Source organism: Enterobacter sp. RIT418 (assembly GCF_003057745.1).
Lineage (GTDB): Bacteria > Pseudomonadota > Gammaproteobacteria > Enterobacterales > Enterobacteriaceae > Enterobacter.
This window is the reverse complement of sequence record NZ_QBJD02000001.1, coordinates 63,243-76,753: the sequence shown is the minus strand read 5'-3', so window position 1 is coordinate 76,753 and position 13,511 is coordinate 63,243. Positions and strand designations below refer to the sequence as shown.

At 56.8% G+C, this 13,511-nt stretch carries 15 protein-coding genes; 11 read left to right on the top strand and 4 right to left on the bottom strand.

The annotated features are described in order from the left end of the window. Positions 1 to 6: 6 nt before the first annotated feature. The 3 genes from DBY73_RS00340 to tusE all read left to right on the top strand — a co-directional run bounded on the left by DBY73_RS00340 (position 7) and on the right by tusE (position 2,124). Complete coding sequence (locus DBY73_RS00340) at positions 7 to 1,164, top strand: CfaE/CblD family pilus tip adhesin (protein ID WP_112009253.1); 1,158 nt, start codon at positions 7 to 9, stop codon at positions 1,162 to 1,164. A 10-nt stretch (positions 1,165 to 1,174) separates the two neighbouring features. Then, complete coding sequence (locus DBY73_RS00335; RefSeq protein WP_112009252.1) at positions 1,175 to 1,726, top strand: LuxR C-terminal-related transcriptional regulator; 552 nt, start codon at positions 1,175 to 1,177, stop codon at positions 1,724 to 1,726. Between the two features lie 68 nt (positions 1,727 to 1,794). Continuing rightward, entirely contained in the window at positions 1,795 to 2,124 is a 330-nt protein-coding gene (gene tusE / locus DBY73_RS00330; RefSeq protein WP_112009600.1) for a sulfurtransferase TusE, read from the top strand. Here the strand turns inward: tusE and yccX are convergent. Next, entirely contained in the window at positions 2,121 to 2,402 is a 282-nt protein-coding gene (gene yccX / locus DBY73_RS00325) for an acylphosphatase (protein WP_112009251.1), read from the bottom strand. The genes tusE and yccX overlap by 4 nt on opposite strands. A 92-nt stretch (positions 2,403 to 2,494) precedes the next feature. Here yccX and rlmI point away from each other — a divergent pair, with 92 nt between their 5' ends. Beyond that, complete coding sequence (gene rlmI, locus DBY73_RS00320) at positions 2,495 to 3,685, top strand: 23S rRNA (cytosine(1962)-C(5))-methyltransferase RlmI (protein WP_112009250.1); 1,191 nt, start codon at positions 2,495 to 2,497, stop codon at positions 3,683 to 3,685. Positions 3,686 to 3,745: 60 nt separating this feature from the next. Beyond that, positions 3,746 to 4,063 (top strand): heat shock protein HspQ, encoded by a 318-nt coding sequence (gene hspQ / locus DBY73_RS00315; protein WP_112009249.1) that lies wholly within the window; start codon positions 3,746 to 3,748, stop codon positions 4,061 to 4,063. A 37-nt stretch (positions 4,064 to 4,100) separates the two neighbouring features. Here the strand turns inward: hspQ and DBY73_RS00310 are convergent, their stop codons facing one another. Continuing rightward, positions 4,101 to 4,514, bottom strand: a complete 414-nt coding sequence (locus DBY73_RS00310; RefSeq protein ID WP_112009248.1) for a CoA-binding protein — start codon at positions 4,512 to 4,514, stop codon at positions 4,101 to 4,103. Positions 4,515 to 4,687: 173 nt separating this feature from the next. On the opposite strand from DBY73_RS00310, the gene DBY73_RS00305 reads away from it, so the two are divergent. After that, positions 4,688 to 5,350, top strand: a complete 663-nt coding sequence (locus DBY73_RS00305; RefSeq protein ID WP_112009247.1) for a DUF2057 family protein — start codon at positions 4,688 to 4,690, stop codon at positions 5,348 to 5,350. 80 nt (positions 5,351 to 5,430) lie between these two features. Continuing rightward, positions 5,431 to 5,889: a methylglyoxal synthase gene (gene mgsA, locus DBY73_RS00300; RefSeq protein WP_112009246.1), complete on the top strand. Its 459-nt coding sequence runs from the start codon at positions 5,431 to 5,433 to the stop codon at positions 5,887 to 5,889. A gap of 84 nt (positions 5,890 to 5,973) precedes the next feature. Here mgsA and helD read toward each other — a convergent pair whose 3' ends face one another. Then, positions 5,974 to 8,028, bottom strand: coding sequence for a DNA helicase IV (gene helD / locus DBY73_RS00295; RefSeq protein WP_112009245.1), 2,055 nt, complete (start codon positions 8,026 to 8,028; stop codon positions 5,974 to 5,976). 122 nt (positions 8,029 to 8,150) lie between these two features. Between helD and DBY73_RS00290 the strand changes: the two genes are divergently transcribed. Together DBY73_RS00290 and yccS are read left to right on the top strand one after the other, a co-directional pair. Beyond that, the gene (locus DBY73_RS00290) at positions 8,151 to 8,597 is read left to right on the top strand and encodes a YccF domain-containing protein (protein ID WP_112009244.1); all 447 of its coding nucleotides are present in this window, start codon (positions 8,151 to 8,153) and stop codon (positions 8,595 to 8,597) included. 18 nt (positions 8,598 to 8,615) lie between these two features. Continuing rightward, positions 8,616 to 10,778, top strand: coding sequence for a YccS family putative transporter (gene yccS / locus DBY73_RS00285; RefSeq protein WP_112009243.1), 2,163 nt, complete (start codon positions 8,616 to 8,618; stop codon positions 10,776 to 10,778). Here the strand turns inward: yccS and DBY73_RS00280 are convergent. Continuing rightward, positions 10,735 to 11,361: a TfoX/Sxy family DNA transformation protein gene (locus DBY73_RS00280; RefSeq protein ID WP_112009599.1), complete on the bottom strand. Its 627-nt coding sequence runs from the start codon at positions 11,359 to 11,361 to the stop codon at positions 10,735 to 10,737. The two genes, yccS and DBY73_RS00280, sit on opposite strands and share 44 nt — an antisense overlap. A 217-nt stretch (positions 11,362 to 11,578) precedes the next feature. Between DBY73_RS00280 and sulA the strand changes: the two genes are divergently transcribed. Next, a complete protein-coding gene (gene sulA / locus DBY73_RS00275) occupies positions 11,579 to 12,088 on the top strand; it encodes an SOS-induced cell division inhibitor SulA (protein ID WP_112009242.1) in 510 nt (169 codons plus the stop codon). 355 nt (positions 12,089 to 12,443) lie between these two features. Continuing rightward, positions 12,444 to 13,499 carry a porin OmpA gene (gene ompA / locus DBY73_RS00270; RefSeq protein ID WP_112009598.1) on the top strand — a complete coding sequence of 352 codons (1,056 nt, stop codon included), beginning with the start codon at positions 12,444 to 12,446 and terminating at the stop codon, positions 13,497 to 13,499. Positions 13,500 to 13,511: the final 12 nt, after the last annotated feature.

The window sequence follows — 13,511 nt, the reverse complement described above, 5'->3', positions numbered from 1 at the left end:
CATGATGTGAAAAAATTTCTCTTTGTTTTACTGCTGTTAAGCGCAGGAGCCGGCCAGGCGCTGGCGGCCAGCGCGGGGGGCAGAAACACCAGCGTCGGGGTAAGCTTCGATCGCCTGGCCTCCCCCGCACGCCTGGACATCTGGCTGCACGAGTCGGGCGGCTTTATCGCCAGCAATCCGCAGAAGTGGGGGCGAAATACCCTCACCTGCCCGTCGCGCACCGACCCGACCTTCGGGGCCTGCATGACGGCGCCGGTATGGTTTACGGCCAACCCGGCCTCACCCTATGCCATCAATCTGCGCTTCACCCACGCGGTGTCCAAAAAAACGGTGGACGTTAAGGTCTATGGCGAAAAGCATATGTTCATCAACGGCAGAACCTTCGTCTTCGCCAGCTACGTGACCGGCGGCTCGGAGGATATTGCGGCGTGGAACAGCGAACCCTATTTTGATTACTACATCGTGAAAAGCGAGTTGAACAAGCTTAACCAGGCCGGCATCTGGACCGCCACGCTGAAGCAAAACCTGCGCGAGTGGGGAAGCGCCACCTGCGGGGGAAACTTCGGTGATCTTAACGTGGGCTGCCCGGGCTATATGACCATCGCCAGCTGGCAGGCCTCGATTCGCATCGAGGTGGTGGATTCAGGCAATCAGCAGATCTATCTGCCCGCGTTTCCCCACTCGACGCCGATCGTCAACCTGAACCTGACCAACTTCCCGGGCCGCCCCGGCGGCAGCGAGATTCAGGGCGAAAACACGCTCGACATGTGCCTGTACGACGGCAATAACGCCACCAGCCCGCGCGCGTTTATCCGCTTCGAGGACGACGGCGCGGCCGCGGCCGGACGCGCGGACGGCGCGTTTTCCATTCGCCGCCGCGGAGGAAGCCCAACACAGGAGCGGGATCGCCTCGACTACCGCGTGTCGGTGACTAACCCGATAACCGGCGCGAAGGAGAGCGTTACGAACGGCAAAGCGATCGTCTGGCAAGGCACCAATAACCCTGATTATCTGCGTCAGGTCATCCTGCCCGGTGGCCGCGAAACCGTGCTGTGCATTCCGGCGCCCATCACGCTGACGACGCCGGCCTTTGCCGCCAGCAGCAAAAACGCCGGAGACTACACCGGCACGCTGCGCGTGATCTACACCCCCAGCACGCTATGACGAGGGAACCGTGAGCTACGCCATTCTTGATAACAACCGATTTTATGCCGAAGGCCTGCGCTTTTCCCTGCTGCGCCGTCACCCACAGGCCCTGGTGGAGAGCCAGGGCATTCGCTGGCATCCTGCGCTGCTGGCGCGCAACACGCTGGCGATCCGCTGTCGTTTCTCCATTACGGCCGCCCATCAGTCGCTGATCAATATTCTTTTCCGGCTTGAAGCCGCGCGCTGGCAGGGTTCGCTCTATTTGATATGCAATGAAAAGGGCTGGGCGCTGGCGACACACCTGCGCAAGCGCTTTCAGAGGCTTACGATTTACATCATCGACGACAGAGTTGCCGTTGCGGACGCGCCGTACGTGCTGGCCAAAGAGCCCCGGCGCACGCGCAGCCTGGACAGCTGCCTGACGGGAACCGAGTTCAACGTGCTTGACCTGCTGATTGGCGGCATACCCGTGCGCCATATCGCGATCCTGACCAATATGGCGGAGAAGCAAGTTTCCACCCACAAGTGCAACGCGCTAAAAAAGCTCAATGCCAACAACCTGCTCCAGCTGCTGCTGTAGGGGACTGTTTATTCCACGGCGGCTCTTTTGCTACACTTCGCAGGTTTTTGACTAACGTGTGAATGATTATGTTGAGCTTTGAAGGTAAAGAGATCGAAACCGATAACGATGGCTATCTTAAAGACAGCGGCCAGTGGAGCGAAGCGCTGGCAGAGGTGATTGCCGAAAAAGAGGCCATCGCCCTTACCCCGGAACACTGGGAAGTGGTGCGCTTCGTGCGCGCGTTTTATCTCGAATTTAACACTTCGCCCGCAATCCGTATGCTGGTGAAGGCGATGGCGAATACGTTCGGTGAAGAGAAAGGCAATAGCCGCTACCTGTACCGCCTGTTCCCGAAAGGCCCGGCCAAGCAGGCGACCAAAATTGCCGGCCTGCCAAAGCCGGTGAAGTGCATTTAATAGCGAATACCAAAGTTCACGTATTCTCTGCCGGGTTGGTGCGGTTCGGTCAGGACCTTATCAACCCGCGCGCTGCGCGGCCCGCCCGCTTTTAGCCACGCCATCAGCTTGTCCACCTGCTCCGCGTCGCCGCAGGCCAGCACCTCTACGCTGCCGTCGTCCATGTTGCGCGCGTATCCCGTGAGGCCAAGCTGAACGGCTTCGCGCTGGGTGCTGTAGCGAAACCCGACGCCCTGAACCAGGCCGTGAACCCAGGCCATTGTGCAGACTTTTGACATCATCTCTCTCCTTATCCGTCAGGCGCGTTGCATTTCCCCACTGAACTCGGGAAAATGGCGGCCATTTTCTTGAATCGACAGAATAGCAAATTATGAGCGTACGTTTAGTGTTAGCCAAAGGGCGCGAGAAGTCATTGTTGCGCCGCCATCCCTGGGTCTTCTCCGGCGCGGTTGCCCGCATGGAAGGCAAAGCCAGCCTCGGTGAAACCATCGATATCGTTGACCATCAGGGGAAATGGTTAGCCCGCGGCGCTTATTCGCCCGCGTCCCAGATCCGCGCCCGCGTCTGGACGTTCGATAAAGATGAAACCATCGATATCGATTTCTTCGTGCGCCGCCTGCAGCAGGCGCAGCAGTGGCGCGAGTGGCTGGCAAAGCGCGACGGGCTGGACAGCTATCGCCTGATTGCCGGTGAATCAGACGGCATGCCGGGCGTGACGATTGACCGCTTTGGCGATTTCCTGGTGCTGCAGCTGCTGAGCGCCGGTGCCGAATACCAGCGCGCCGCGCTGATTAGCGCCCTGCAGTCCGTTTTCCCGCAGTGCGCCATTTACGACCGCAGCGACGTGGCGGTACGTAAAAAGGAGGGGCTGGAGCTGACGCAGGGCCCGGTCACCGGCGAACTGCCGCCTGCCCTGCTGCCTATTGAAGAGCACGGCATGAAGCTGCTGGTGGATATTCAGGGCGGGCATAAAACCGGCTATTACCTCGATCAGCGCGACAGCCGTCTGGCGACGCGCCAGTACGTGGCCGACAAGCGCGTGCTGAACTGCTTCTCCTACACCGGCGGTTTTGCGGTCTCTGCCCTGATGGGCGGCTGCGCGCAGGTGGTGAGCGTTGATACGTCTCAGGAAGCGCTGGACGTGGCGAAACAGAACGTCGAGCTGAACAGGCTGGACCTGAGCAAGGCCGAATTCGTGCGCGACGACGTGTTCAAGCTGCTGCGCAAATATCGCGACCAGGGTGAAAAATTTGACGTCATCGTGATGGACCCGCCGAAGTTCGTCGAGAACAAAAGCCAGCTGATGGGCGCCTGCCGCGGCTACAAAGACATCAACATGCTGGCGATCCAGCTGCTGAACCCGGGCGGCGTGCTGCTGACCTTCTCCTGCTCCGGGCTGATGACCACCGATTTATTTCAGAAAATCATCGCCGATGCCGCAATAGATGCGGGTCGTGATGTACAATTTATAGAGCAGTTCCGTCAGGCAGCAGACCATCCTGTGATCGCTACCTACCCGGAAGGGCTGTATCTGAAAGGGTTTGCCTGTCGCGTCATGTAACTTGAAAAGAGAAATATTGCCCGCACATAGAGCGTAAGCAATGTTTCCCGGGAGGTGACTATGATTGCCAGCAAATTCGGTATCGGCCAGCAGGTCCGCCACACCTTGCTTGGGTATTTGGGTGTGGTCGTGGATATCGACCCGGAGTATTCCCTCGATGAACCGTCAGCCGACGAGCTGGCGGTTGACGCAGAGCTTCGCGCCGCGCCCTGGTATCACGTGGTCATGGAAGGCGACGACGGGCAGCCGGTGCACACCTATCTTGCTGAAGCACAGCTGAGCGGTGAGCTGCAGGAAGAACATCCGGAGCAACCCACCATGGACGAACTCGCACAAACGATCCGTAAACAGCTACAGGCTCCCCGCCTGAGGAACTAACGGTGTAAAAAAAGCCCGATTAACGGGCTTTTTTTTGTTACTTTGCCAGCCCCAACCGGGGGATTTCTATCGCCGGACAGCGGTCCATCACGACCGTCAGCCCCGCGTCGCGCGCCAGCACCGCGGCCTGCTCGTTAATCACCCCAAGCTGCATCCACAGCGTTTTCGCGCCAATGGCGATCGCCTCCTGCGCCACGCCCCAGGCGGCCTCCGAGTTGCGGAATACATCGACCATATCAATTTTTTCCGGCACGTCAGCCAGCGTGGCGTAACCCTGCTGGCCCAGCAGCGTTTTGCCCGCCACCTTTGGCGACACGGGAATCACGTGATAGCCCTGATCGAGCAAATACTTCATGACCCGATAGCTTGGGCGATCGGGTTTGTCGCTTGCCCCGACCAGCGCAATGGTGCGTGTGGACGTCAGAATCCCGGCAATATCGTTCTCTTTCATGCTCTTCCTCCTGGCTTTTTTCAAAGTGTACGTCATAGCACGCGGTACAACCATCTATCCCATACGGACGCATGAGGGCAAAACGAGGTTTTATGTCTATATGTTAGTAAACGTGAACCGCGAAAAATATAGACACATTATGACGACACACGTCCTTTCAACAGGAGCGCCCTATGAAAACCGGCCTTGCCTCTGCGGTGATTGCGTTAATTATGCCGGTTTGCGTCTTTGCTACGACGCTGAGGCTCTCTACCGATATCGATCTGCTGGTGCTGGATGGGAAAAAAGTCTCGAGCTCGCTGCTGCGCGGGGCTGACAGCATCGAACTGGATAACGGGCCACATCAGGTGGTTTTTCGCATTGAGAAGACCATTCGCCTGACGAACCACGAGCTGCGGACGTATATCTCTCCCCCGCTGGTCATGAGCTTCGACACGCAGCGCGTCAGCCAGGTTAACTTTCATCTTCCGCGCATTGAAACGGAGAAAGAGTCAATGGCATTCGACGCCGCGCCGCGCGTTGAGCTGCTTGACGGCGATGCAACGCCTATTCCCGTTAAGCTCGACATTCTGGCACTGACGCAAACCCCCAAGGGCACCGATTATGAAGCCGACACGGAAATCTATAACAAAGCCAACAGGCGCGCCTCCCTGCCCCAGTTCGCCCCCCTGATGGCCGACGACAGCACCCTGTTATCCGGCGTGTCGGAGCTGGACGTTATTCCTCCCCAGTCCCAGACGCTCACCGAGCAGCGGCTAAAATTCTGGTTCCAGCAGGCCGACCCGGACACGCGCGCCCGCTTTATGCAGTGGGCAAAGCAGCAACCCTCGTCTTAAGCCACATTTTTTCATCGTTTCTCTTGCAGCGTCAGGCGCTTCCCGTCATCGTGTAGGCAGATAAACTGACGGATATATTTATGGAACTGACAACACGCACCCTCCCCGAACGCAAACACATTGCTCTGGTCGCGCACGACCACTGTAAGCAGATGCTGCTCAACTGGGTTCGCCGCCATCAGGCGCTGCTGGAACAGCATACGCTTTCCGCAACCGGTACTACCGGCAACCTGATCCATCGCGAAACGGGTCTTGAGGTGAATGCCATGCTGAGCGGCCCAATGGGCGGCGATCAGCAGGTTGGCGCGCAGATTTCGGAAGGCAAGATTGATGTGCTGATTTTCTTCTGGGACCCGCTGAACGCGGTGCCTCATGACCCGGACGTAAAGGCGCTGCTGCGCCTGGCAACGGTGTGGAATATTCCCGTCGCCACGAACCTGTCGACGGCGGATTTCATCATTGAATCGCCGCAGTTCGGCTCGCCGGTTGAGATCCTGATCCCCGACTATCCGCGCTATCTTGCCGAAAGGCTGAAGTAGTTTTTTTGCCCGGTGGCGCGACGCTTGCGCGAGCCTACGCATTTTATAGGCCGGGTCAGGCGCAGCCGCCGCCCGGCAACTCCGTTAAGGCTTTCTCGCCACCGGCACGTCCAGCCCCTTTAGAATATCAACAAACGACGATGGCGCATCGTTGTTGAACAGCAGCCAGACGCGATGGCGCGCGCGCGTAATCGCCACGTACAGCAGGCGACGCTCTTCGGCATCCGGGAAATCTTCCGGAACCGGGAGCAGCGCTTCTTCCATGACCGATTCCCGCGCGGGGGCCGGGAAGCCGTCGCTGCCCTCCTTTAATCCCATCACGATGACATAATCTGCCTGCTGGCCTTTGCTGGCGTGAATGGTCATAAAGTCCAGCTGGAGCGTCGGCCAGCGGGTGGCCGCTTTTTCCAGCGCCGCAGGTTTCAGGTGATGGTAGCGCGCCAGCACCAAAATACGCTCATCCGGTTTGGCATAGCCGCTCAGCTTGTCCAGCAGCGATTCGAGCTTATCCTCCGCAAGCAGCGTCACCGCCTTTTTATCTCCCGGCGTCAGGCTGTTCAGCGGCTTCGCAAGCTGGTGCGGGTTCTGCTGGATAAAGCGGTTAGCAATTTCACCGATTCGCGAATTAAAGCGGTAGGTGGTGTCGAGGTCGCTGCGATCGCCCTCGCCAAAATAGTGGTGGAACGCGGTGGTCAGCGAGAGCTGCGCACCGCTGAAGCGGTAAATGGCCTGCCAGTCATCGCCAACGGCAAAGAGCGAGGTGTGCTTATTTTGCGCGCGCAGCGCGGCAAGCAGCGCGGCGCGCTGAGGGGAGATATCCTGAAACTCATCAATGAGAATATGCTTCCACGGGCTAACGAAGCGGCCTTTTTCCAGAATGATAATCGCCTGATGGATGAGGCCGGAAAAATCAACGGCGTTTTCCTCTTTCAGCGCCGTCTTCCACGCCTTAAGCATAGGCGCCATGAGCTTGACCCGCTTTGAAAAGAGGTCGCGGATCGCTTCCGGCGCGCTTTCAATCATTTCAGCCTGCGTGCCACCGTGCATGCGCATCAGGCTCACCCAGCGGTCAAGGCGCGAACCCAGGCGGCGCGCCAGTTTTTCATCCTGCCAGAAGCAGCCTTCCGGCATCTCCCAGCCAAGCTCCTCTTCCAGCCACTGCCGCCACCCTTTTGCCTGCGCCTTTTTCTCGCTGCACTGCTGTCGCCACGCCTTGATAAACAGCGCCTGGCGCGCCTTGGCGTCGTTTTCCAGCCTGCTGACGACAGGGACTTTTTTACTGCCCTGCTGAATAATATGCAGCGCCAGGGAATGGAAGGTGCGGGCCGAAATATCCTGGGTGTGCAGGCGCTGCTGGATGCGCTCATCCATTTCCTGCGCCGCTTTACGGCCAAACGCCAGCAGCAGAATCTGATCCGCGGCCGCCTCCCCCGTCGTCAGAAGCCAGCCCGCGCGCGCCACCAGCACCGAGGTCTTGCCGCTTCCGGCCCCTGCCAGCACCAGCAGCGACCGCTCGCCGTTGACTACCGCACGCGCCTGAGCGGGATTAAGCGGCGAAGATTCAATATTGCGGAAGAAATCGGCGTACCGGACCAGCATGGCATCGGTCCATGCCTGATTATGCGCCATCCGGCTCTTATCTATGTCGCCGAGCCAAGCCTGACACCTGCGCCACGCCTCGCGGCAGTTTTCAAATTCATCAAGACGCGATGCGGGAAACGGCAGCGCGGCGATGGCCTGCGAAATCTTTTGCTGTAATTCCGCGGTTTGCTGGCGGGTGAGCCATTTTTGCTGCTCGTCGCGTTGGGCAATATCGTCCAGCACCTGCTCAAGCACCTGTGCCGCAATCACGCTCATGTCGTGGCTCCACCGCTGCCAGAGTGCATTAAGATGGTGATAGAAATGCTGAGTTTCCGACCACTCCGTGCCGTGGAGCCGAACCACCTTATCGTCCGGCAGCACGAACTCCAGCTCGCCCCATACCAGCCCGCGCTTGCAGTGGATCGCGAGCAGCTGATTAAACGGAATAAGATACTCGTGGCGTTCTCCAGAGACCCTCACCCCGGCATTGAGAAGGACGACCTTGTCGTAAGGATGCTGCGCCAGGCGTTTGCCCATTGAAGTTGCTTTAAGTTCCATGTCCCGCCAAATCCACGATGAGATAAATTACCTGACAGTTTAACTGCCAGTTTTAAGGTGCTCCAGCCTAAAAACCGTTACAATCCCCCGGCGTTAATCATATCGAAAGGAACTGAGGGTTTATGCGTACCGTTTTGAATGTCCTGAATTTTGTCCTTGGCGGTTTTGCCACCACCCTTTCATGGCTTTTTGCCACGCTGGTCAGCATCGTGCTGATTTTTACGCTGCCACTGACGCGCTCATGCTGGGAAATCACCAGGCTGTCGCTGTTCCCCTACGGTAACGAAGCGGTTCACGTGGATGAGCTGAATCCGGAGAGGCAAAACGCGCTAATGAATACCGGCGGGACGCTGCTGAATATCCTGTGGCTGATTTTCTTCGGCTGGTGGTTATGCCTGATGCATATCGTCACCGGGATCGCGCAGTGCATCACAATCATTGGCATTCCTGTCGGCATTGCTAACTTTAAGATTGCCGCGATTGCCCTGTGGCCGGTCGGGCGCAGAGTGGTATCGGTTGAAGTCGCGCAGGCCGCACGAGAAGCAAATGCGCGTCGTCGTTTTCAGTAAAAAGGAGTGGCCGCGCTGATGCTAAGCCCACTGCTTCGCCGCTATACCTGGAACAGCAACTGGCTCTATAACGCCAGAATTTTTATCGCACTTTGCGGAACGACGGCCTTGCCATGGTGGCTTAACGACGTAAAGCTCACCATTCCGCTCACGCTTGGCGTGGTTGCCGGCGCGCTGGCGGATCTTGATGACCGCCTGACCGGCCGCCTGCGTAATCTTGTTATTACGCTGATCTCCTTCTTTATTGCATCGGCCTCCGTTGAACTGCTGTTCCCATGGCCCTGGCTATTCGCGCTCGGTCTGACGCTTTCCACCAGCGGGTTTATCCTGCTCGGCGGCCTTGGACAGCGCTATGCCACTATCGCCTTTGGCGCACTGCTGATTGCCATCTACACCATGCTGGGCGTTTCGCTGTACGACCAATGGTATCAACAACCCGTGCTGCTGTTGCTGGGGGCCATCTGGTATAACCTGCTGACCTTAACCGGGCATCTCATCTTTCCGGTTCGCGCGCTGCAGGATAACCTCGCGCGCAGCTACGAGCAGCTGGCGCACTATCTTGAGCTGAAGTCTCGCCTGTTCGACCCGGATATCGAAGACGATAGCCAGGCGCCCCTTTACGATTTGGCGCTGGCAAACGGCCAGCTGGTAGCGACCCTCAACCAGACAAAAGCCTCGCTGCTGACCCGACTGCGGGGCGATCGCGGCCAGCGTGGAACCCGCCGAACGCTGCATTACTACTTCGTGGCTCAGGATATTCACGAACGCGCCAGCTCCTCGCACGTACAGTATGCGGCGCTGCGCGAGAAGTTTCGCTACAGCGACGTGATGTTCCGCTTCCAGAGGCTGCTGTCGATGCAGTCTCAGGCCTGCCAGCAGCTTTCGCGCTCTATTCTGCTGCGCACGCCGTACCAGCACGATCCGCGCTTTGAGCGCGCATTCAGCCATCTTGACGCAGCGCTCGATCGCGTTAAGGCCAGCGGCACGTCGCCTGAACATATCAACGCCCTGGGGTTCTTGCTCAATAACCTGCGCGCGATCGACGCCCAGCTGGCGACCATCGAGTCCGAGCAGGCGCTGGCGATGCCGGGCTCTGATGCCGAGAACCAGCTCGCTGACGACAGCATGCATGGCTTTAGCGATATGTGGCTGCGCCTGAGCCGGAATTTCACGCCAGAGTCCGCGCTCTTTCGCCATGCGGTGCGAATGTCGCTGGTCCTGTGTGTGGGCTATGCCTTTATCCAGATAACCGGTTTACACCACGGCTACTGGATCCTGCTGACCAGCCTGTTTGTCTGCCAGCCTAACTACAACGCAACTCGTCACCGCCTCGCGTTACGAATCATCGGCACGCTGGTGGGCGTCGCCATTGGGCTACCGGTGCTCTATTTCGTGCCGTCTATCGAGGGTCAGCTCATCCTCATCGTCATAACGGGGGTGCTGTTCTTTGCTTTTCGCAACGTGCAGTATGCGCATGCCACCATGTTCATCACCCTGCTGGTGCTGCTGTGCTTTAATTTGCTCGGAGAGGGGTTTGAAGTCGCCCTGCCGCGCGTGTTTGATACCTTAATTGGCTGCGCTATCGCCTGGGCCGCGGTCAGCTTTATCTGGCCGGACTGGCGTTTTCGCAATTTGCCCCGCGTGCTGGACAGGGCAATGAACGCAAACTGCCGGTACCTGGATGCGATACTTGAACAGTATCACCAGGGCCGCGATAACCGCCTGGCCTACCGTATCGCCCGCCGCGATGCGCACAACACTGACGCAGAGCTGGCTTCCGTGGTCTCCAACATGTCAACGGAACCCCGCGCCACGGCAGAAATTCGCGAAACGGCGTTCAGGCTGCTTTGCTTGAACCACACGTTCACCAGCTACATTTCGACCCTGGGCGCGCACCGCGAAAAGCTGACCAATCCCGCCATTCTCGGCCTGCTGGATGACGCGGTGTGTTATGTCGATGATGCCCTGCACCATCGGCCTGCCGACGAACCTCGCGTCAAGCAATCTCTTGATGAACTCTCTCAGCGCATTGCGCATCTCGATCCGGGTACCGACAGCAAAGCGCCGCTTGTGCTTCAGCAGATTGGCCTGCTGATCGCGTTGCTGCCGGAAATTTGCCGCCTGCAGCAGCTTGTGGCTACCTGGCGGAATGATGCTCGCGCGGCTCTGGCAGCGCGTTGACCCACTCCGTTAGCTCCCGGCGAGTGTCAGCCGGGAGCGCCGCTTCATGTAAGCCTTCGATAGCCCCCTCAAGCGCGAACAGCACCTTGATGCCCAGCGCCTTATTAATCTGCCTAATCTTGAGCCAGCTCTCTTTCGCACCCAGCGCCCGCAGCGTTTCTTCATCCCTGATCCCCGCTTCATAAAGCAATACCTCAATCTGGAACGTCAGGTTGGGAAGATCTTTCAGCCGGTTGCGCTGACGCCGCAGATTGCGTTCGTTTCTGGCCGCATCAAGCGCAAACGAAGAGAGCTGAAGCAGCTTTTCTTTGTCCTGCCACAGGCCGTCGTCTACGCGATAGTAATTAAGCAACACGGGTCTGCCACGTTTCACCAGCGTCAAAAACGAAGAGGCGTGTTTCACACAGTAGGTTGCGCTCTGCTCGCAGGCTCTAAGATAGAGTTCACCGTCAGACACCATGGCGAAAACCGCATCATCAACGGCCAGCGTGTATCCGCCGAAGAGGGCCCGATGATGAATCTCACCCAACGGAGAGAGGTATTCCTGGGATTTATAAATCCGTTCATAAGATATCTTTTTCATGATAATTCCCTTAAAAATCATAAATTAACAACAACATTTCTTACTAGCGGATCCGTTAGCAGGAAAATAGGCAACTTATCGTCCGTGAGCAAGATGATTTTTTCAGGCGGGTCAAGAATCAACGAAATTTGCGAGTCGCTTTCAGAAATTGAAGTTGATCTTTAGCCATACAGGGGTTACTGTATATCCATACAGTAACTACAGGGCTGGAATGAATATGTACACTTCAGGCTATGCGAATCGCTTAACATCTCTCTCCTCTACCGCTGGCAGCGTCACGCAGAAATCCGTCGGGCGCGTTTCGACAGGGCTAATCAGTGAAGTGGTTTATCGTGAAGACCAGCCCTTGTTAACACAGCTGCTTTTGCTGCCACTTTTGCAGCAGCTGGGTCAGCAGTCACGCTGGCAGCTCTGGCTGACGCCGCAGCAAAAGCTGAGCCGCCAATGGGTTCAGTCTGCGGGCCTACCGCTGGCAAAGGTTATGCAGATTAATCAGCTCTCTCCGTGCGATACGGTTGAGTCGATGATCCGTGCATTACGCACCGGAAATTACAGCGTGGTGATTGGCTGGCTGCCTGATGAACTGACGGAAGAGGAACATTGCCGCCTAACGGAAGCGGCCGAAGAAGGAGATGCTATCGGGTTTATCATGCGTCCCGTTCACCCTGATTCTTACCGCAAAGGACAACTTTCCGGGTTAAAAATTCACTCAAATCTCTATCATTGAGCAAAATTAAGATTTTTCCTGGAATTTTTTTTGACCCCACGATGTGGAATTAGTTCAAAAAGAAAAAATGACGGCAAGGCTTGTCTGGTGCGGTTCTCGTTAATTTTACTGGCTAAAATTCGTTCAGAAAATGTTAAATAATAGGTATACGGAAAAATTTTTTTCATATGCCTGACGGAGTTCACACTTGTAAGTTTTCAGCTACGTTGTAGACTTTACATCGCCAGGGGTGCTCGGCCTAAGCCGAAGATATCGGTAGACTTATATTTGACCACGCCCCCCGGTGAAGGATTTAACCGTGATTCCTCTATTGAGATTTTCATGGCAAATTTTGGATGATAACGAGGCGCAAAAAATGAAAAAGACAGCTATCGCGATTGCAGTGGCACTGGCTGGCTTCGCTACCGTAGCGCAGGCCGCTCCGAAAGATAATACCTGGTACGCAGGTGGTAAACTGGGCTGGTCTCAGTTCCATGACACAGGCTGGTACAACAGCAGCCTGAACAACGACGGCCCAACCCACGAAAGTCAGCTGGGTGCAGGTGCGTTCGGTGGCTATCAGGTTAACCCGTATGTTGGCTTTGAAATGGGTTACGACTGGTTAGGTCGTATGCCATACAAAGGCGACAACTTTAATGGCGCTTTCAAAGCTCAGGGCGTTCAGCTGACCGCTAAACTGGGTTACCCAGTAACTGACGATCTGGACGTGTACACCCGTCTGGGCGGCATGGTATGGCGTGCAGATTCCAGCAACAACCAGTCTGGTGACAACCACGATACCGGTGTTTCCCCAGTATTCGCTGGTGGCGTTGAGTGGGCTATGACCCGTGACATCGCTACCCGTCTGGAATACCAGTGGGTTAACAACATCGGCGACGGCAACACCGTTGGTGTTCGTCCAGACAACGGCATGCTGAGCGTAGGTGTTTCCTACCGTTTCGGTCAGCAGGAAGATGCTGCTCCAATCGTAGCGCCAGCTCCGGCTCCAGCTCCAGAAGTACAGACCAAGCACTTCACTCTGAAGTCTGACGTTCTGTTCAACTTCAACAAAGCGACCCTGAAACCAGAAGGTCAGCAGGCACTGGATCAGCTGTACACCCAGCTGAGCAACCTGGATCCTAAAGACGGCAACGTTGTGGTTCTGGGCTTCACAGACCGTATCGGTTCTGACGCTTACAACCAGAAACTGTCTGAGAAACGTGCTCAGTCTGTTGTTGATTACCTGATCTCTAAAGGTATCCCAGCTAACAAGATCTCCCCACGCGGTATGGGCGAATCTAACCCAGTTACTGGCAACACCTGTGACAACGTGAAAGCTCGCGCTGCACTGATCGACTGCCTGGCTCCAGATCGTCGCGTTGAGATCGAAGTTAAAGGCGTTAAAGACGTTGTAACTCAGCCAGCGGCATAAGTTATCGTCTTA

Excerpts from the sequence above, each read along its gene's own strand:
- DBY73_RS00290 (WP_112009244.1), top strand. The coding sequence starts at position 8,151 with ATGCGTACCGTTTTGAATGTCCTGAATTTTGTCCTTGGCGGTTTTGCC.
- DBY73_RS00305 (WP_112009247.1), top strand. The coding sequence starts at position 4,688 with ATGAAAACCGGCCTTGCCTCTGCGGTGATTGCGTTAATTATGCCGGTT.
- yccX (WP_112009251.1), bottom strand. The coding sequence starts at position 2,402 with ATGTCAAAAGTCTGCACAATGGCCTGGGTTCACGGCCTGGTTCAGGGC.
- hspQ (WP_112009249.1), top strand. The coding sequence starts at position 3,746 with ATGATTGCCAGCAAATTCGGTATCGGCCAGCAGGTCCGCCACACCTTG.
- rlmI (WP_112009250.1), top strand. The coding sequence starts at position 2,495 with ATGAGCGTACGTTTAGTGTTAGCCAAAGGGCGCGAGAAGTCATTGTTG.
- helD (WP_112009245.1), bottom strand. The coding sequence starts at position 8,028 with ATGGAACTTAAAGCAACTTCAATGGGCAAACGCCTGGCGCAGCATCCT.
- yccS (WP_112009243.1), top strand. The coding sequence starts at position 8,616 with ATGCTAAGCCCACTGCTTCGCCGCTATACCTGGAACAGCAACTGGCTC.
- ompA (WP_112009598.1), top strand. The coding sequence starts at position 12,444 with ATGAAAAAGACAGCTATCGCGATTGCAGTGGCACTGGCTGGCTTCGCT.
- sulA (WP_112009242.1), top strand. The coding sequence starts at position 11,579 with ATGTACACTTCAGGCTATGCGAATCGCTTAACATCTCTCTCCTCTACC.
- mgsA (WP_112009246.1), top strand. The coding sequence starts at position 5,431 with ATGGAACTGACAACACGCACCCTCCCCGAACGCAAACACATTGCTCTG.
- DBY73_RS00310 (WP_112009248.1), bottom strand. The coding sequence starts at position 4,514 with ATGAAAGAGAACGATATTGCCGGGATTCTGACGTCCACACGCACCATT.
- tusE (WP_112009600.1), top strand. The coding sequence starts at position 1,795 with ATGTTGAGCTTTGAAGGTAAAGAGATCGAAACCGATAACGATGGCTAT.
- DBY73_RS00280 (WP_112009599.1), bottom strand. The coding sequence starts at position 11,361 with ATGAAAAAGATATCTTATGAACGGATTTATAAATCCCAGGAATACCTC.